Below are 17,041 nucleotides of genomic sequence, written 5' to 3'. Positions count from 1 at the left end.
CCGGCCGGGGCAACCCGGTCGGCCTTTCTCTATGTCCGCGCCCGCGATCGTGGAGCCCGGCATCCGAAGCCGACGTCGCGCCGGCAACCGCCCCGGCTCGAGGGAGCGCCGCGGAGAATCCACGCGGCAAGGCGGCCCTCGCGCCGCACGCATTCTGAACAGGACGATCCAGAGCCCGTTGCGACCGCGGGGTTGCCAAGCTTAACCGTATCGGCCAGCCTGTCCGTAGTTACTGCGTACCGACCCGAGCTGAGCCGGAGTGCCGATGCGAGTGAACCACCAGCGCCGTCTCCTCAACAAGGCAGCGGAGGCACGGGATTATCAGATCACGATCCGTCAGAGGGCGGACGCGTCCTGGCCCGGCGACCACAGCCGACTGACGGCGCTCGAGAGCACCGGCCATCTCCGGCGGATCGATCCGCTCGAGGATCCGGGTGGTCCAGTGGCGGTCTGGCAGATCACCGCGGCCGGCCTCTCCCAGCTTCAGGCTCTCACGTCGGGAGCCGAGTGATGGCGTCCGTCAAGATCCGCGCGACCGACGACGGGACCTTCGTGGTCTACCGCAACGGCGCCGCCGTCGCGTCGGGATTGACCCGCGAGCAGGCCGAGCGCTGCGCGACGGTCCTGGGCTGGATCGCACAGGGGCGCTGACGGCGCGGCGGCTATTCGGCGGCCGTCCCGGGGACCGCGTCGCCGAGAGCCTCACGCCGCGCGCTGTTCAGGACGCGCTGACGCGCTTTCGGATCCTGTATCGCGTGCCAGAGGTGAAAGAGTTCGTGCGTCATGCCGAAGTCGACGGCCTCGCCATCCGGTCCGTAGAAGGCCTCGACCGGACAGCCAATGACGGCTGCGATCTCGCGCAGGCGCGCGACAGCTCGAACATCGATGGCCATTGGAGACAGAATTCCTACACGCCGGACGCGCAAGGGCTATCATCGCCCAACCCTGAGCAGCAAGGGATCGCCCTGTACTAGGCCTGATCCGACCGTATCAGTTTGAACATTTCTGGGCATGTGGTCGACACGCTGCGCGAGCGGATTGCAGCGCGCAACCTCACGAAGGCGTGAACAATCTCCGCACAGTCCGGGGCCACCGGCGTGCCGGCGTCCGCGATCTGGCCGGCCACGGCGCAGCTCGTCGTGTTGCGCGACCCGGCTAACCGGAGCCGGGGGCACGAATCTGCGCCCCGACCTGTCCTCGCGGGCGCTGAACGGGCGATCGTCAAGCAATCGGCGGGACAGCTGCCACGGAATTAGCGGATGGAAGCTTCCCGTTAACGAAGCGTAAACCTTTGTGACGTGATCCTAGGACGGTGGACGGGCACGGGATCCGGCCACGCAGATCGGGCGAGGCTCCGATGATCGTCTTGATAGCCGCAGCCATCGTCAGCGGTCTCGCGACAGCCACGATCCTGGCGCCAGTGAGCGCCCTCGCCGCGCTGATCATCGCACCCCTGGCAGCCAGCGCGTCGGCCATCCTCGCCTGCATCTTCATCGCGTGGCGCAACACGCGCGACGATGTCGGGCCGCCCGACCTCGAGACGCAGGCCGACGCGATGGTGGCGGTCCTCTGCGAGGTTGCCCAGCAGGGCAAGATCGTCCCGGTCGCCGCGCCAGTCCGGGTCCGCGGCAACCGGTCGGCCTGATCCCGGCGCGCCGCGACCGGCATATCGCCGGCCCGGGCCCGATCCCAGCGGCACCGGTCGCGGGCCCATCCTGCCCGGAATGAGGCCGTCCGTACACCGCTCCGCCGTCCAACCTCTCCCCCGAGCGCAGTCAGTCGGGCATCGCGCAGGACGGAAGAGACGCTGGGCGTCGTTCTGTTCGAGCAGGTGGGTCAGGGCATCCCGCGGACCCCTGCCGGAGAAGCGTTGTGCGACCATGTCGGGCGCGCCTCCGCCGAGTCGAACCGCGTCTTCGACCTCGTGGCGCTGCGGCTGGCGCGATTCCTGAGCGCCCATCCGGCTTCGGGTTGCGGCTCGCCGCCGGCATGAACCCTGCCCGCCTCATCACCGAGGCGTTCGTCGCCGACATCGTCTCAGGACCGCCCCGCAGCGAAAATTTGGTGCGGATGCCGCTGGGTTAGGAAACTGTCACGCCGCTCCGCGACCCGCTCGGGCGGCCCGCATCCGCGAGCCGGCCGACCTGCTGGCGCGGATTCGCGCGCTGCTGAACGGCAGAGATTCCACAAGGACTGGAAAACGAAGTACGGCGACGGGGCGCGGTCGCATCGTGAGGATGCGTCGGGCAAACTGACCGGGACCGTTTTCCGCAGGATCGGATAACGGTATCGGAGAACGAAGGCGCGCCGAGACGCACCGCAAGACACACGCGAAGACGCATGTGGGGTCGATCCCGCCGCCAGCGGCATCGGGAGCGGCCCCGACGGAGGGGCGCCATGCAGATCGATGTTGCGGCCGTCGAGTCGACGGCGGGGATTGAATTTTCGGGCCCGCCGCTGCGCGCCCGCGGCTGGCTGCGCCGGGTGGATGCCGGGCTCGGCCACCTCGTGGAGATCCCGGCGGCACTGCTCGTCCTGGCCGAGATCGCGGTGCTGCTCAGCGGTGTCGTCAGCCGCTACGTGTTCCGCGATCCCATCATCTGGTCGGACGAGCTCGCCTCGATCCTGTTCCTGTGGCTCGCCATGCTCGGCGCCGTGGTCGCCTTCCGGCGCGCCGAGCACATGCGCATGACCGCTTTCGTGGCCATGAGCGGCCCGCGCCTGCGCGCCTTCCTAGAGACGGTCGCGCTGGTGGCCGGCCTGATCTTCGTCGCCCTGCTGCTGGAGCCGGCCTTCGAGTTCGCCAGCGAGGAGACCTTCGTGCAGACGCCGGCGCTGGAGCTGAACAACGCGTGGCGCGCCGCCGCCCTGCCGATCGGCCTCGGCCTCATGCTGATCGTGGCGCTGATCCGACTCCTGGAGACCGCCGACTGGAAACTGACCGTGGGGGCGCTGATCCTGGGGGGCGGTGTTGCCGCCGCGCTCCTGGCGCTGCAGCCGTGGCTCGCCAACCTCGGCAACCTCAACCTGCTGCTGTTCTTCGTCGTCGGTGTCGGCGCGCTGGTCTTCTCCGGCGTGCCGATCGCCTTCGCGTTCGGCCTGTCGACCTTCGCCTACATCGCGCTGACCACCGACGCCCCGTCGATGGTGGTGGTCGGCCGCATGGACGAGGGCATGAGCCACCTCATCCTGCTCGCGGTGCCGCTGTTCGTGTTCCTCGGCCTGCTGATCGAGATGACCGGCATGGCCAAGGCCATGGTCGGCTTCCTGGCCTCGCTGCTGGGACACGTCCGCGGCGGCCTGCACTACGTGCTGGTCGGCGCCATGTACCTCGTCTCGGGCATCTCCGGCTCCAAGGCCGCCGACATGGCCGCCGTGGCGCCCGTGCTGTTCCCCGAGATGAAGGCCCGCGGCGCCAAGGAGGGCGACCTCGTGGCGCTGCTCGCCACCACGGGCGCGCAGACCGAGACGATCCCGCCCTCGATCGTGCTGATCACCATCGGCTCGGTCACCGGCGTGTCGATCACCGCCCTGTTCACCGGCGGCCTGATGCCGGGCCTCGTGCTCGCCGCGACGCTCTGCGCGCTGGTCTGGTGGCGCTACCGCCGCGAGGACCTGAGCCACGTCGCCCGGCCGTCCGGCCGCGCCATCGGCCGCGCCTTCCTGGTGGCGATCCCGGCGCTCGCGCTGCCCTTCGTGATCCGCTTCGCCGTGGTCGAGGGCATCGCCACTGCCACCGAGGTCTCGACCATCGGCATCGTCTACGCGGCGCTGGCCGGCCTGCTGATCTACCGCCAGTTCGAGTGGCGGCGGCTCTACCCGATGCTGGTGACCACCGCGACCCTGTCGGGGGCGATCCTGCTGATCATCGGTGCGGCCACCGGGATGGCCTGGGCGCTGACGCAGTCGGGCTTCTCGCAGACGCTCGCCGAGGTGATGAAGAGTCTCCCGGGCGGCGCGCTCGGGTTCCTGTTCGTCTCGGCCTTCGCCTTCATCATCCTGGGCTCGGTGCTGGAGGGCATACCGGCGATCGTGCTGTTCGGGCCGCTGCTGTTCCCGATCGCCCGGGCGGTGGGCGTGCACGAGGTCCACTACGCCATGGTGGTGATCCTCGCGATGGGCATCGGCCTGTTCGCCCCGCCCTTCGGCGTCGGCTATTACGCCGCCTGCGCCATCAGCCGGATCCATCCCGATGCCGGGATGCGCCCGATCGTCGGCTACATCGTGGCCCTGCTGATCGGGCTGCTCGCCATCATCCTCGTCCCCTGGTTCTCGATCGGCTTCCTCTGACGATCTCCACCGCGGGGACGCGCCGCGCGCGATCAGATCATGCCGGCGCCGCCGGTCCGCGCGATCCGCTCGCGCTGCTCGGCGTAGCGTTCGGCCGCGGCGCGCCGCACTGCACCCTCGAGCCGGCTGACGAAATTCGCGAGGGTTGTCATGGCGCCGAGATCCCGGTCCTGGCCGGGCGGGGGCCCGGCGTGCTGCACTGCAATATGCGCGCGGCTCCGGGGACATGTCAGGGTCTGCATCTCGGAGCTGTCATGCAGCGAGATCATGATGTGCGCGGAGGGGTAAGGACCGGCCCGACTTTCCGCTCGGAATGTCTGCCACCGGTCGGACCCCCTTAGGTCGACGCGGCTCCCTGAAACTGCATCCCGCATATGGAGGCCGATTCCGCCGCTGGCGTCCTCGAGAGCGAAGTGAAGCGATCCAGGGCGGCGCGTCCACTGAGATCGTGGCGCCGACTGGATTGCTTCGCTCCGCTCGCAAAGACGGGATGCCGCATCAACCGGATGGGATCGCGACAGCCCTATCGGGCCTGCGGCCTCGCCTGCCCGTCGAGGGGCAGGTCTCCCCGCGCCTCAAGTCCCTCGCGGATCGCGCGCTTCGTCACCTTGCCGTAGCCGGATTTCGGCAGGGCCTCCCAGAAGAACACGCGCCGAGGCAGCTTGTAACGGGCGACGGTCGCCGACAGCCACGCGATCAGCTCTCCCTCCTGCACCGCGGCCCCGGGACGGGCGACGCAGACCGCGACGCCGACCTCGCCCCAGCCGGGATCCGGGACGCCGAGGATCGCGGCCTCGGTGATCGCCGGATGCGTGAGGAGCTTCTCCTCGATCTCGCGCGGATACACGTTCGAGCCGCCGGAGATGTACATGTCCGAGGCGCGGCCGGTGATGAACAGGAAGCCCTCGGAATCGAGATGGCCGAGATCGCCGGTCCGGAACCAGCCGTCGCGGAACGCCGCCGCGTTGGCCTCCGGATTGTCGTAGTAGCCCGCGAACACGGCCGGGCCGCAGACGCAGATCTCGCCGGTGGCGCCCGGCGGGCACTCGCGGCCCTGCATGTCCTGGATCTGGACCTGCATGCCGGTGCGCTCGAATCCGCAGGTGCCGACCTTGACGTCCGGCCCGTCCTCGGCCGCGTGCAGGCGTGGCGGCAGCACCGTGATGTTGCCCGTCACCTCGCCGAGGCCGAAGTATTGCACCAGCACCGGCCCGAGCACCCGCAGCGCGTGCTGCTGGTCCGCCCGGTACATCGGCGCGCCCGCGTAGATGACGTGGCGCAGGCTGGAATGATCGTGCGTCGACACCGCGGGGTGCTCGGTCAGCAGCTTGACGATGGTCGGCACGGTGAAGAGATTCGTGACGCGCCACGCCTCGATGAGAGCCCAGACCTCCTCGGGATCGAGCCGCTCGCCCGCGGTCAGCACCGTCTTGGTGCCGGCCGCGACCTGCGCGAGCTGGTGGATGCCGGCGCCGTGCGAGAGCGGCGCCACGACCAGGGACGCGTCGGCCTCCGTCGTGCCCGGCATCAGGTCGCAGAGGTGATTGGTGATGACGAAGGCCATCTGGCCGTGGGTCAGGACCGCCGCCTTGGGGCGGCCCGTCGTGCCGGAAGTGAAGAAGAACCAGCACGGATCGTCGTGCTCGACATCGGCAACGGGCGCGGCCGCGCCGAGATGGTCCGCGACGAGGGCGTCGTAGCCGGCCCCGAAAGCCGCGTCGCCGATCGCCACGACGCGGTCCAGATCCGGGCAGGCCTCGCGCACGGCGGCGGCGTGCTCCGGGAAACCCGCGCCGCAGATCAGCGTCGAGGCGCCGCTGGCACGGGCGAGATAGGCGATCTCCGCGGGCGTCTGCCGGAAATTGGCCGGCACCCAGACGGCCCCGAGCCGGAAGCAGACGAACATCGACTCGAACAGCTGGTTGCTGTTGCGCGCCTGGACCAGGACGCGATCACCCTTGGTCACGCCACGGGCGGCGAGCGCCGCCGCCATCGCGTCGACCCGGGCGTCGAGCTCGGCCCAGGTCCAGCGCCGCTCGCCCCAGGCGAGCCCCACCGCGTTCGGAAATCGGCGCGCGGCGCGGCGCAGGAAATGGGCGAGATTCATCACCCGCCGGGAGCACGGCGCGACCCCGCCGCGCGGCGCCCCCGCGGCGCCCATCAGGTGAGCTTCCCGCAGGCCTTCTCGAGCAGCGACCAACCCTCGTCGCCGTACCGGCCCTTCCACTCGGCGTAGAAGCCGGCCTTGCGCAGCTTGTCGCGGAAGGGCTCCGGGTCGGGCTTGTTGAAGACCATCCCGTTCTTCGACAGGTCCGCCTGCAGGTTGGCATTGAGCTGGGCGACGTCGGCCCGCTCCTTCATCCCGGCGGCGTTGATGTGGCGGGCCACCGTCTCGCGCAGGTCCGCCGGCAGTCGCTCCCAGGCGCGGCGGTTCGCCAGGAACCAGTACCCGTCCCACATGTGGTTGGTGAGCGAGCAGTACTTCTGCACCTCGTAGAACTTCGTCGTGGAGATCACCGCCAGCGGGTTCTCCTGGCCCTCGACGATCTTGGTCTGCAGGGCCGAGTAGGTCTCGTTCAGGTTGATCGACGCGGGAGCCGCGTCGAAGGCCTTGAACATCGAGGTCCAGAGCGGCGAGACCGGGACGCGGATCCGGAAGCCCTTGAAGTCGTCGGGCGTGGCGATCGGCTTGGTCGACGAGGTGGTCTGGCGGTAGCCGTTGTCCCAGATCTTCTCCATGGCGACTAGGCCGGCCTTGGCGATCTGCTGGCGGACCCAGGCGCCGAGCTCGCCGTCCATGGCCGGCCAGACGGCGTCGTAGCTCGGGAAGGCGTAGCCGATACCGTTGATCGACGCGTTCGGCACCAGCGTCGAGAGGATGAGCGGCGACATCGTGAAGAACTCGACGCTGCCCGAGCGCAGCTGGCTGAGCGTGTCGGTGTCGGAGCCGAGCTGGCTCGTCGGGAAGATCTTGAGGTCGAACCGGCCGCCGGTCTCCGTACGCAGCGCCTCCGCCATCTCGCGGGCGCGGATGTTCATCGGATGGGTGTCGGGCAGGTTGTTGGCGTACTTGTACGTGAATTCCGCCTTCTGCGCCCGCGCCACGTGCGGGGCCGCCACGGTACCGGCGATGAGGGCCGTCGAGCCGGTCGCCAGGAATCGGCGGCGGGACAGGGGCGTGCGGTACGGGGACATGGCGGCCTTTCCGATGCGGGCGCGGGGCCCGGCGTTTCCTCGGGTCCGCGTTGGTGCGGACTCCTGATTGCGGCCTCGATAGCCGCTGACCGGTGCCAGTCAACGGACTTTCGCGGCCGCGTCCCCGGGAATAATTGCATCCGGCCGCCGCTGATACGGGGCGGCCGGAGGCGGCCCCGGCCGCGCGAGACCGTGGCGACGCGGCGACGGCGCGGATGGCGCGCTCGGCCTCAGTCCCGGCCGGGCAGATGCACCGTCCAGGGTTCCTCGAAGGTGTGTTCCTCGAGGTTCACGCCCGGGCCGCCGCGGTCGACCACCACGAAGTCCTGCGGCTGGCCGTAGGGCGTCAGCACCCCGTGCCACGTGTTGCGCGCGTAGCAGACCCCCTGCCCCGGCGCCGTCACGAAAGCCTGGGGCGGACCGGGACGGCCCTCCGCGTCCGGGCAGACCACCACCAAGAACGGCGCCGCGCTCAGCGGCAGGAACGCCTGCGCGCCCAGCGGGTGCCGCTCGACCAGGCCGAGCCGCAGCGGCACCGGGTAGGGCTGCGCCTCGACCAGCCCGATCACCACCCGCGACCCCTCGCCCACGACCTCGACCGCCGCCAGATCGTGGAAGCGCCGCGCCATCCCGCCGTTCATCGGCCGCGGCGCCACCGCGGCGGCGTCGATCACCGTGCCGAACGGCGCGAACGCCTCGGCCGTCAGCGGCCGGGCGACGACCGTGCGGGCGCCCGCGCTCACCGGCCGAGCCCGCGCGGCGCCAGCGCCGGGTGGCGGTTGACGTCCTTGTACAGCAGGTACCGGAACGGGCCCGGCCCGCCCGCGTAGCAGGCCTGGGGGCAGAAGGCGCGCAGCCACATGAAATCGCCCGCCTCGACCTCGACCCAGTCGCGGTTGAGCCGGTAGACCGCCTTGCCCTCCAGCACGAACAGTCCGTGCTCCATGACGTGGGTCTCCTCGAATGGGATCGAGGCGCCCGGTCGCATGCTGACGATGTTGACGTGCATGTCGTGGCGCAGGTCGTCGGAGGCGACGAAGCGGGTCGTCGCCCAGGCGCCGTCGGTGCCGACCATGCCGGCCGGCTCGACCGCCGATTCGTGGGTGACGAAGGACGTCGGCGCGTCGAGGCCGGCCGCGGGCTGGTAGGCCTTGCGGATCCAGTGGAACCGCACGGGCGCGTCGCCGTCGTTGCGCAGGGCCCAGGCCGCCCCGGGGGCGAGGTAGGCGTAGCTGCCCGGCCGCAGGGCGTGGCGCGCGCCCTCCAGGGTGAGGCTGGCCGTGCCGGCGACCACGAACAGGACGCCCTGGGCCTGCGGCTCCGGCTCGGGGGCCTGGCTGCCGCCGCCGGGGGCGACCTCCATGAGGTACTGGGCGAAGGTCTCGGCGAAGCCTGAGAGCGGCCGGGCCACGATCCAGGCCTGGGTCCTGTCCCAGCCCGGAAGGAGGCTGGTGACGATGTCGCTCATCACGCCGTGGGGGATCACCGCGTAGGCCTCGGTGAACACCGCGCGGCCGGTCATCAGCCGCGTCTGGCCGGGTAGGCCACCGCACGGGGGGTTGTAGGCTCCAGCGCTCATGGTCGGTCTCCGGAATTCGACTTCAAACTGTAAACGTCTGTCGGGGATCTGGTCACGCGGTGCGCGGCTCGGCGACGGGCGCCTCGAGGATCTCCGCCGTGTCGGTGGTGTCCTCGCCGTTCAGGACGCGGTTGGCCCGCGCCCGGTCGATGTCGCCCTCCCAGGCGGCGATGACGACGGTCGCGACGCAGTTGCCGATCAGGTTCCCGAGGGCGCGGGCGATGCCGACGAACCAGTCGACCGACAGGACGAGGACCAGCCCGATCACCGGGATCTCCGGCACCGCCGACAGCGTGGCGGCGAGGACGACGATCGCCGAGCCGGGCACGCCGTGGGCGCCCTTGGAGGTCAGGAGCGCGATGCCGAGGATCAGCATCAGGTGGCCGAAGGACAGGTCCGTATTGGTCGCCTGGGCGATGAACACGGTGGCGAGGGTCAGGTAGAGCGAGAAGGCGTCGAGGTTGAAGGAGTAGCCGGTCGGGATCACGAGGCCGACGGTGGATTCCTTGATGCCGAGCCGCTCCAGCTTGCGCATGACCTGCGGCAGCACGCAGTCCGACGAGGCGGTGCCGGCGACGACGGTCAACTCCTCGCGCAGGTAGGCGAGCAGCTTGAAGAGGCTGAATCCCGCGAGCCGCATGATGCTGCCGAGCACCACGACCACGAAGAGCGCGACGCCGGCGTAGAAGAGCATCACCAGCATGCTGAGCTGCTTCAGGGACCCGACGCCGTACTTCCCGACCGTGAAGGCGACCGCGCCCAGCACGCCGAGCGGCGCCAGCCGCACGATGAAGCCGATGATCCGGAACAGGACCTCGGTGATGCGCTCCAGGCTGTCGGCCAGCGGCTTGCCGCGCTCGCCGAGGAGCGAGAGCCCGGCGCCGAACAGGATCGCGAGGAGCAGAACCTGGAGGATGTCGCCCTTGGCGAAGGCGTCGACGAAGGTCGTCGGCACGATCTTCATCAGGAAGTCGACGGTGCCCGTCACCTGCCCGACCCGGTCGGTGTAGCTGGTGAGCGACTTGGCATCGAGGGTCGCCACATCGACGTTCATGCCGTGACCGGGCGCGAAGACGTAGGCGAGGACGAGCCCCAGCGCGAGCGCGATGGTCGTCACCACCTCGAAGTAGATCAGGGACTTGAGCCCGACGCGACCGACCTTCCGGAGGTCGCCCGCGCCGACGATGCCGTGCACGACGACGCCGAAGACCAGCGGCGCGACCACCATCTTGATGAGCTTGATGAAGACGTCGCCCAGCGGCTTGAGGGTGACGGCGAACTCGGGCCAGAGCCGGCCGACGAGGATGCCGATCATCAGGGCGGCCACAACCTGCCCGAACAGCGACCCGTACAAGCGCTTCATCGCGATCTCCCTCGGAAGGCTTGCCCCGACCCGACCGCGATCGTCCCGCCTCTCATGGGCAGGTCCGGTCGAGCCCGACCGCGCGGCGCGGCGGCATTGTGCAAAGCGATGCCTGCTCGGCCTTCCCGGCGGCAAAATCGTGCCGAACGATCTAGACGTCAAATATCTATTTCATTTAGTTTGAAACGCTCAGAGTTTTAATCCGCACATGGAACTGCGCCATCTCCGCTACTTCGTCGCTGTGGCGAAGCACCTGAGCTTCACCGCCGCCGCAGACAGCCTCGGTGTCGCGCAGCCGCCGCTCAGCCAGCAGATCCGCGATCTGGAGGCGGAGATCGGGACGGCCCTCTTCGAGCGGACGACCCGGCGCGTGGCGCTGACGCGGGCCGGTCACGACTTTCACATTCAGGCGATCGGGCTCCTGGAGCGGGCCGCCGAGGCCGTCGAGCGCGCCCGGGCGATCGGCGCGGGCACCGCCGGCATCATCAATGTCGGCCTGACGGGCTCGATGCTCGCCGGGCCGCTCGGGCACGCGATCCGGGATTTCGCGCAGGTCTATCCCGCGGTGGATCTCCGGATCCACGAGATGTCGCCGGATCGCCAGATCGCGATGCTGAAGGCGGGGCAGACCGACGTCAGCTTCCTGCGAGCCCCGCCGCAGGATGCCGATCTGGTCCGGGTCCGCGCGTGGTGCGAGACCGTGCAGGTCGTCCTTCCGAGGGGGCACCGTCTCGCGCGGGGCAGGCTCCGGCTCGCCGACCTGCGCGACGAGCGGTTCGTGTTCCTCCGGATGTCCGATTCGCTGTTCGCCAAGTACCTCTGGGATTGCTGCGTCGAGGCCGGCTTCGTCCCCACCATCACCCATCAGGCCGTCGAAGCGGCCTCATTGACGAGCCTCGTCGCATCCGGCCTGGGCATCGCCATCATCCCGGAATACGTCGCCCGGCTGGCGCATGCCGACGTGGTCTACAGGCCGCTCGAGGGCCCCCGCATCCGCGCCGACGTCTTCGCGCTGTGGTCGCCCGCGAAAGCCGCTCTGGTCTGCAACTTCGTCGATCTGGTCCGCGACGGTCGGAAGACGCTCGCCGACTAGGCGGATCACCCGGGCCTCGGCGCCATGGCGGGCGCCTGTAGGACACGCGCGCCCTCGGATAGCCGGCCGTGGCGGAGCAGCCCGATGCTTTTCCCTCACTGAATTTCCTGTATCCGCCTTCTTTTGGGTTCGCCATATTCCCGAAACGAATCTGTTACGCTATTGCAGCTTAAGGTCCGGAGCGCTTGAAGCCACAATGCCTTCCCAGTTCATCCGCTCCGCGGCCTGGGCACCCACGATTGCTTTGTCGTGGTTCTGGGGGCTCGGGTTTTTCTACGCGATCCATGTCACGCTGACATACGGCTGGCTCGGGTTCCTTGCCTTCGCCTTGCCGAACGCGACCGGTCTCGGCCTGTTCGGCTGGATGCTCGGCGCGCCCCGTCGGAATCTCGACGCGATCGTGGCCGCCGTGCAGGGCCCCTACGCGCTCCTGTTCATGGGGGCCCAGTTCTTCGCCGTCGCGATCACGATCTTCGGCTTCGCGGCCTACGCGTGGCTTCCCCTGTTCGGCCACGACGCCGCCGTGGGCGTGATCGCATTGGTCCTCGTCGCCTGCTCGCTCGGCCACGCCGTCCCGCTGCGCGGGATCCGCATCGTCCATTGCGGGGCGCTGGCGGTCGGGCTCGCCGCGAGCGTGATCCTGCTCGGCGGTCTGTCCGCGCACCGGGACGGCTGGGACGTCCCGCTGCAGGCCTTCGACGAGCGCTTCTACGGGCTCGTCGTCCCCTCGCTGGTCGGCTTCCTGCTCGGCCCCTGGATGGACATCCAGCAGTGGCAGCGGGCGGTCGAGATCCGGCGGTCGGGCGGGTCGGTGCGCGCGGCCTATGTGACCGGCGCGCTCCTCTTCCTCGGTCTCCTGACGATCAACGCACTCATGGCCGCGCGGGCGGGTCTCGGCATGCCGGTCGTCTCGTCCGACGGCCTGTCGGGAGCCTACGCGGCCGTGGCGCAGGCGATCGGGCGCGAACCCGCGACCGGCGTCGCGGTGGCCTTCGTGATCTGGACGGCGATCGCCGCCGCGACCACGATCGACAGCTTCTACAGCGCCACGCGCTGGCTCGGGATCTCGGTCACGGCCCGCAGCAATTCCCCGCTCCTCGCCTTCGTGCCGGCCGGCCTCGTGGCGTCGCCGGTCTGGATCCTCGGTGCCGCGCTCGCCACAGCGGCGGCGGCGATCTGGGCGAACCTCTCGCTCCTCTACCTGATGATGCCCTTCGCCACGCTCCTCGTCGGGGCGGCGGCATGTCTCGTGTGCGAGACGCTCGGCGCGACCCGCCGCTACGACCCGGTTCTCACCTCCATGATCGGGGCGACGGCGTGCCTGATCTTCGTGACGGGCTATCTGGCCCCGAGCTGGGCGCTGCTGGCCATCGCGCCGCTGATCGGCCTGATCGGCGCACTCCCGATGATCGCCGAGGTCCTCGGCTGGCGCGCGCCGCCGCCGGTCGCGGAGCTGATCCCGGCGGCGGAGCGGGCGCCGCGGGCGGCGCCGGTGCCCGTGGCGGTGGACCAGACAGACGCCGTCGCGTCGCACGGGTTCGACGGGCACTGGTTCGTCCTGCGCCTCATCCCGACCTACGACGACACCAACTCGGTCGGGAACGTCTACTTCGCCAATTACGTGCGCTGGGTGGGCAAGGCCCGCGAGCTGTTCTTCAACATCTGCATGCCGGATTTCGACCTGAAATCGACAGACTTCTACATTCTGACGAAGTCCTTCCAGCACGACTTCCGCCGGGAGGCGATGGAGTTCGAGCCGGTCACCGTCCGCATCTCGATCGCGAGCCACAACAGGAAGTTCGTGACCCTGGCGCACGAGATCCACAGCGAGGTCAACGGCCTCCTCGGCCGGGGCGAGCAGTCGCTGATGTTCGTGGACACCGTCCACTATCGCCCGCTCGATATTCCGCGGGCGATCATCGAGGGCTTCCTGCCCTACTGGCCGAAGACGTCCCCGCACGCCGTCGCGGGCGGGAGCGGCACGACCGGCGTCGCGCCGCTCGGGGTCTGACCGCGCCTCACGCCGCCCGAACCGCCGCCGGGAGGAGTTGACGGCTGCGCGCCAGCGCGGCGGCCTGCTCGGCCGGCAGCGGCTTGCTGAACAGGTAGCCCTGGAACTCGTGGCATCCCTGCTCCAGCAGGCAGGCGCGCTGGGCATCCGTCTCGACGCCCTCCGCGGTGATCGTCATGTCGAGGCTCGTCGCCATGTCGATGATCGCGTTCACGATCGCCGCAGCGCTCCGCTCCTGCGGCAGGTCGCGGACGAAGCTCTGGTCGATCTTGATCTTGTCGAAGGCGATCCGGCGCAGGTAGCTCAGGCTCGAGTAGCCGGTCCCGAAATCGTCGAGGGACAGCCGCACGCCCATCTCGCGGAGCTTGGCGAGCGTGGCGTTGATCGCCGGCGTAGCCTCCAGGAACACCGATTCGGTCACCTCGAGTTCCAGGCGCGGGGCGGCGAGCCCGCTCGTGCGCAGCGCGGAGCGGACAAGTTGCGTCAGGTCCGAGTGCCGGAACTGCCGCGGGGACAGGTTGACGGCGATGCGGACATCCCCCGGCCAGCCCGCCGCGATCCGGCAGGCCTCGCGGAGGATCCACTCGCCGAGCGGTATGATGACCCCGGTCTCCTCGGCGAGCGGGATGAACTCGCCGGGCGAGACGAAGCCGCGCACCGGATGTTTCCAACGGATCAGCGCCTCGAAGCCGCGCACGCGGCACTCCTTGGCCGCCACGATCGGCTGGAAGTAGAGGACGAACTCGTCCCGATCGAGGGCGCCCCGCAGGTCGGCCGTCAGGGCGCGCCGCGCCTCGATCCGCTCGTCCATCTCGGCTTCGTAGAAGCGGTAGCCGTTTCGGCCCTCGCTCTTCATGCGGTAGAGGGCAAGGTCGGCCCGCCGCATGATCTCCTGGCACCCGTCCTGCGGGGCGATCGCGATCCCGATGCTGACGCTGACGGTCAGCCGGATGCCGTCGATGGTGAACGGCGACGCGAGCGCCTCGACGATGCCGTTCGCGAGCGACTCGATGCCGTGCAGGTCCCGGGCGCTCCGTCCGGTCGCGAGAACCGCGAACTCGTCGCCCGCCAGACGGGCGAGCTGGACGTCGGACGCCTCGAAGCTCCGCAGCCGCTCGGCGACCGATTTCAGGAGCCTGTCGCCGGCCGCGTGGCCGAAGGTGTCGTTGACGCTCTTGAACTCGTCGAGGTCGAGGGCGAGCACGGCGAACCGGTCCCCCTGCGCGAGCCGTTCCCGCGCCGTTTCCTGGAGCTGATGGAACAGGACCCGGTTGGGCAGATCGGTCAGGGAATCGTGCAGGGCGAGATACGACAGCCGCTCCTCGGAGCGCCGCTTCTCGGTCACGTCGGAGCCGACGCCGCGATAGCCCGAGAAGGCACCGGCCCGGTTGAAGGTCGGCTTGCCGCTGAGGCACCACGTCCGCCGCTCGCCGGCGATGTCGAGCTGCAGGTGCAGGTTCCGGAACGCGCGCCGCTCGGCGATGCAGCCCCACAGGGTGGTGCTCGAGTGGCTCCTGGGCGGTGCCACCGGCGGCAGCAGCAGCCGCTCCAGCGGCAGGCCCATCAGCTGGCGCTCGGAGGAGCCGGCGACCTCGATCAGGCGCGGCGAGACGTGCTGGAGGCGCAGGTCGGCATCCGTCTCCCAGAGCCAGTCGCTAGCGCTCTCCTCGAACTCGTTGAGCAGGAGGTGGGTGAATTCCTGCTGCCGTTCCAGCTCGATCTGCGCGATGACCCGCATCGTCAACAGCCGGCTGAGATGCACGATCGTGAAGCAGATGAAGATCGCGTAGAAGAACAGCAGGACCGCGACGTAGATGTAGAAGGGCTCTCCGGTCGTCGCGAGGGCGATGAACGAGCCGAGGATGATCAGGCCGGAATAGCCGATGGCGACGCGGGGCAGCACCGCCGCGCTCATGCCGGTCGCGATCAGGCCCGCGATGCTGGAGGCGATCAGGAGCCGCCCGTGCGCGTCGGCCCCGGCGAAGAGCATGACCGGGATGGAGGCCAGCAGGAGGCCGTAGGCCTGGGCGGCCAGCACCACGCCCTGGACGAACGAGGACGGCACTTCGAGCGGTTTCGGACGGGAGCGCCAGCGCCAGCACTGCTGGAGCGAGACCACCGCCAGGGGCAGGACGAGCGCCTCGAGCCCGGCGAGGTAGACCCGGTTGCCCGGTTGCCAGAACAGGTAGACGATGACCTGTACGACGCTGAGGCTCACAAGAATCGTGAAGGGAACCAGGCGGAGCGCGACGTCGAGCTGCTCGACGCGGGCCCGCGCGCGAAGGTTCGCGTCGAGTGGATCCGCTTTGCGATCGGTATCGATCAGGAAAGAAATCAACATCTCGCGCGACGCAAACGCCCTCTGAGAAACCTTTACGATCGAAAACTGCGGCTCTCGCTATTTAGATGCATACACAATCGCTCGCTTGCACAAGTACAAGTCGCTCGTCGGTTTACAACTCGTAAATATCGCACCGGCACCCGGCGGTGCGGCTCGCATCCGCCGGGCGGCGGCGCTAAGAGGCGAGCGCGCCCCGGTCGCGGCTCAGCCAGAGCCGTCCGCGGGGCCGCGTAGGATGAAGCAGACGATGCCGCAAACGCTGGGCCTCAACCGCATCCTGGGCGGTGCGATCGGTGTCATCGCCCTGGTGTCGGTCCTGACCAGCGGCGCGGTCCTGATCACGGCCGATCAGCTGCGGGACGCGACCGATGCCCGGAGCCGGTCCAACCAGCTGATCCGCGCCCTCGACGGCTTCCGCGCGGCCATGCTCAATCAGGAGACCGGACTGCGCGGCTACCTGATCACGGGCCGCGACGGCAGCCTGGAGCCATACCGCACGGGGCGCCAGACACTGGACGAGGCGATCGACAGGCTCAGGACCCTGATCGGCCACGATTCCGAGCGGACGCGCCTCTTGGCCGACGCGGTGGCCGCGGCCCGCAGCTGGCAGACCGAGGTCGGCGAGGTCGTCGTGCGAATCGCGGCCGATCCGGCGAAGCGTGACGAGGCGGTCAAGATCGAGGCGGACGGTCAGGGTAAGCGGCTGTTCGACACCTTCCGCGAGAAGCTCGCGGCCATCGAGGGTCTCGAAGGAGCGGTTCGGGCCGCGCTGGCCGAGCGCGTCGCGCGGAGCGAGCGCAACGAGGGCCTCGCTCTCTGGGGCGGAACGCTGATCACGCTGCTGATCTGCCTGGGCATCGGGGTCGCCATCAACCGCCTCGTCGTCAGGCCTCTCGTGGCGGTGATGGGCTTCGTGGGACGGGTCGGCGAGGGCGACCTGTCGAGCACGCTCGACGTCCGCGCCGGCGGCGAAGTGGGCCGTCTGAGCACGACGCTGAACACGATGGTCTCGGGTCTGTCGGACCTTGCGCGGACGAACCGAGCGGCGACGGCGGACCTGAACGCGGCCGCGGCCGAGATCCGCGCCTCGGCGCAGGAGCAGGCCGCCTCGGTCGAGCAGCAGTTCGCCGCCGTGCAGGAGACCGCCGCCACGGTGGACGAGATCACCC

General features: G+C 69.6%; 16 protein-coding genes. 8 read left to right on the top strand and 8 right to left on the bottom strand.

Going from position 1 to position 17,041, the window contains the following annotated elements; all coding sequences use genetic code 11:
* Nucleotides 1-265 precede the first annotated feature (265 nt).
* Both ACLBX8_RS28700 and ACLBX8_RS28695 read left to right on the top strand, forming a co-directional pair.
* A complete protein-coding gene (locus ACLBX8_RS28700) occupies nucleotides 266-511 on the top strand; it encodes a hypothetical protein (protein ID WP_447683972.1) in 246 nt (81 codons plus the stop codon).
* Entirely contained in the window at nucleotides 511-651 is a 141-nt protein-coding gene (locus tag ACLBX8_RS28695) for a hypothetical protein (protein ID WP_012319948.1), read from the top strand. Before ACLBX8_RS28700 ends, ACLBX8_RS28695 begins: the two co-directional genes overlap by 1 nt.
* An 11-nt stretch (nucleotides 652-662) precedes the next feature.
* Here the strand turns inward: ACLBX8_RS28695 and ACLBX8_RS28690 are convergent, their stop codons facing one another.
* The gene (locus tag ACLBX8_RS28690) at nucleotides 663-893 is read right to left on the bottom strand and encodes a hypothetical protein (RefSeq protein WP_447698794.1); all 231 of its coding nucleotides are present in this window, start codon (nucleotides 891-893) and stop codon (nucleotides 663-665) included.
* 464 nt (nucleotides 894-1,357) lie between these two features.
* Here ACLBX8_RS28690 and ACLBX8_RS28685 point away from each other — a divergent pair, with 464 nt between their 5' ends.
* From ACLBX8_RS28685 to ACLBX8_RS28675, 3 genes are all read left to right on the top strand, one after another.
* A complete protein-coding gene (locus tag ACLBX8_RS28685) occupies nucleotides 1,358-1,645 on the top strand; it encodes a hypothetical protein (protein WP_447698795.1) in 288 nt (95 codons plus the stop codon).
* A gap of 225 nt (nucleotides 1,646-1,870) precedes the next feature.
* Nucleotides 1,871-1,993: a hypothetical protein gene (locus tag ACLBX8_RS28680; protein ID WP_447698796.1), complete on the top strand. Its 123-nt coding sequence runs from the start codon at nucleotides 1,871-1,873 to the stop codon at nucleotides 1,991-1,993.
* A 404-nt stretch (nucleotides 1,994-2,397) separates the two neighbouring features.
* Nucleotides 2,398-4,290: a TRAP transporter large permease gene (locus ACLBX8_RS28675; protein WP_447698797.1), complete on the top strand. Its 1,893-nt coding sequence runs from the start codon at nucleotides 2,398-2,400 to the stop codon at nucleotides 4,288-4,290.
* Nucleotides 4,291-4,322: 32 nt separating this feature from the next.
* On the opposite strand, the gene ACLBX8_RS28670 is transcribed toward ACLBX8_RS28675, so the two are convergent.
* The 6 genes from ACLBX8_RS28670 to ACLBX8_RS28645 all read right to left on the bottom strand — a co-directional run bounded on the left by ACLBX8_RS28670 (nucleotide 4,323) and on the right by ACLBX8_RS28645 (nucleotide 10,427).
* Nucleotides 4,323-4,559: a hypothetical protein gene (locus tag ACLBX8_RS28670; RefSeq protein WP_447716201.1), complete on the bottom strand. Its 237-nt coding sequence runs from the start codon at nucleotides 4,557-4,559 to the stop codon at nucleotides 4,323-4,325.
* Between the two features lie 254 nt (nucleotides 4,560-4,813).
* The gene (locus tag ACLBX8_RS28665) at nucleotides 4,814-6,451 is read right to left on the bottom strand and encodes an acyl-CoA synthetase (protein ID WP_447698798.1); all 1,638 of its coding nucleotides are present in this window, start codon (nucleotides 6,449-6,451) and stop codon (nucleotides 4,814-4,816) included.
* Nucleotides 6,451-7,485, bottom strand: coding sequence for a TRAP transporter substrate-binding protein (locus tag ACLBX8_RS28660; RefSeq protein ID WP_020093576.1), 1,035 nt, complete (start codon nucleotides 7,483-7,485; stop codon nucleotides 6,451-6,453). Before ACLBX8_RS28660 ends, ACLBX8_RS28665 begins: the two co-directional genes overlap by 1 nt.
* Nucleotides 7,486-7,715: 230 nt before the next feature.
* Nucleotides 7,716-8,228 carry an ureidoglycolate lyase gene (locus ACLBX8_RS28655; protein WP_091927804.1) on the bottom strand — a complete coding sequence of 171 codons (513 nt, stop codon included), beginning with the start codon at nucleotides 8,226-8,228 and terminating at the stop codon, nucleotides 7,716-7,718.
* On the bottom strand, nucleotides 8,225-9,064 hold the full coding sequence (locus ACLBX8_RS28650; RefSeq protein WP_091927803.1) for a bifunctional allantoicase/(S)-ureidoglycine aminohydrolase: 840 nt from the start codon (nucleotides 9,062-9,064) through the stop codon (nucleotides 8,225-8,227). The genes ACLBX8_RS28655 and ACLBX8_RS28650 overlap by 4 nt, the downstream gene beginning before the upstream one ends.
* 52 nt (nucleotides 9,065-9,116) lie before the next feature.
* Nucleotides 9,117-10,427, bottom strand: coding sequence for a dicarboxylate/amino acid:cation symporter (locus tag ACLBX8_RS28645; protein ID WP_447716200.1), 1,311 nt, complete (start codon nucleotides 10,425-10,427; stop codon nucleotides 9,117-9,119).
* 208 nt (nucleotides 10,428-10,635) lie between these two features.
* Between ACLBX8_RS28645 and ACLBX8_RS28640 the strand changes: the two genes are divergently transcribed.
* Nucleotides 10,636-11,520 carry a LysR family transcriptional regulator gene (locus ACLBX8_RS28640; RefSeq protein ID WP_447716199.1) on the top strand — a complete coding sequence of 295 codons (885 nt, stop codon included), beginning with the start codon at nucleotides 10,636-10,638 and terminating at the stop codon, nucleotides 11,518-11,520.
* Between the two features lie 196 nt (nucleotides 11,521-11,716).
* A complete protein-coding gene (locus tag ACLBX8_RS28635; protein ID WP_447698801.1) occupies nucleotides 11,717-13,531 on the top strand; it encodes an acyl-CoA thioesterase in 1,815 nt (604 codons plus the stop codon).
* A 7-nt stretch (nucleotides 13,532-13,538) separates the two neighbouring features.
* Here ACLBX8_RS28635 and ACLBX8_RS28630 read toward each other — a convergent pair whose 3' ends face one another.
* Nucleotides 13,539-15,872, bottom strand: a complete 2,334-nt coding sequence (locus ACLBX8_RS28630; RefSeq protein ID WP_132366517.1) for an EAL domain-containing protein — start codon at nucleotides 15,870-15,872, stop codon at nucleotides 13,539-13,541.
* A 247-nt stretch (nucleotides 15,873-16,119) separates the two neighbouring features.
* Here ACLBX8_RS28630 and ACLBX8_RS28625 point away from each other — a divergent pair.
* The coding region (locus ACLBX8_RS28625; RefSeq protein WP_447716198.1) for a CHASE3 domain-containing protein at nucleotides 16,120-17,041 on the top strand (922 nt) is incomplete at its 3' end.

The sequence above is a fragment of the Methylobacterium sp. D48H genome (genome assembly GCF_053345715.1).
Note: the sequence above shows the minus strand (reverse complement) of the source record. Positions and strands in the feature narration are given on the sequence as shown.

Coding starts and splice junctions, on each gene's coding strand:
- ACLBX8_RS28700 (WP_447683972.1), top strand. CDS start 266: ATGCGAGTGAACCACCAGCGCCGTCTCCTCAACAAGGCAGCGGAGGCA.
- ACLBX8_RS28695 (WP_012319948.1), top strand. CDS start 511: ATGGCGTCCGTCAAGATCCGCGCGACCGACGACGGGACCTTCGTGGTC.
- ACLBX8_RS28690 (WP_447698794.1), bottom strand. CDS start 893: ATGGCCATCGATGTTCGAGCTGTCGCGCGCCTGCGCGAGATCGCAGCC.
- ACLBX8_RS28685 (WP_447698795.1), top strand. CDS start 1,358: ATGATCGTCTTGATAGCCGCAGCCATCGTCAGCGGTCTCGCGACAGCC.
- ACLBX8_RS28675 (WP_447698797.1), top strand. CDS start 2,398: ATGCAGATCGATGTTGCGGCCGTCGAGTCGACGGCGGGGATTGAATTT.
- ACLBX8_RS28670 (WP_447716201.1), bottom strand. CDS start 4,559: ATGATCTCGCTGCATGACAGCTCCGAGATGCAGACCCTGACATGTCCC.
- ACLBX8_RS28665 (WP_447698798.1), bottom strand. CDS start 6,451: ATGGGCGCCGCGGGGGCGCCGCGCGGCGGGGTCGCGCCGTGCTCCCGG.
- ACLBX8_RS28660 (WP_020093576.1), bottom strand. CDS start 7,485: ATGTCCCCGTACCGCACGCCCCTGTCCCGCCGCCGATTCCTGGCGACC.
- ACLBX8_RS28650 (WP_091927803.1), bottom strand. CDS start 9,064: ATGAGCGCTGGAGCCTACAACCCCCCGTGCGGTGGCCTACCCGGCCAG.
- ACLBX8_RS28645 (WP_447716200.1), bottom strand. CDS start 10,427: ATGAAGCGCTTGTACGGGTCGCTGTTCGGGCAGGTTGTGGCCGCCCTG.
- ACLBX8_RS28640 (WP_447716199.1), top strand. CDS start 10,636: ATGGAACTGCGCCATCTCCGCTACTTCGTCGCTGTGGCGAAGCACCTG.
- ACLBX8_RS28635 (WP_447698801.1), top strand. CDS start 11,717: ATGCCTTCCCAGTTCATCCGCTCCGCGGCCTGGGCACCCACGATTGCT.
- ACLBX8_RS28630 (WP_132366517.1), bottom strand. CDS start 15,872: ATGTTGATTTCTTTCCTGATCGATACCGATCGCAAAGCGGATCCACTC.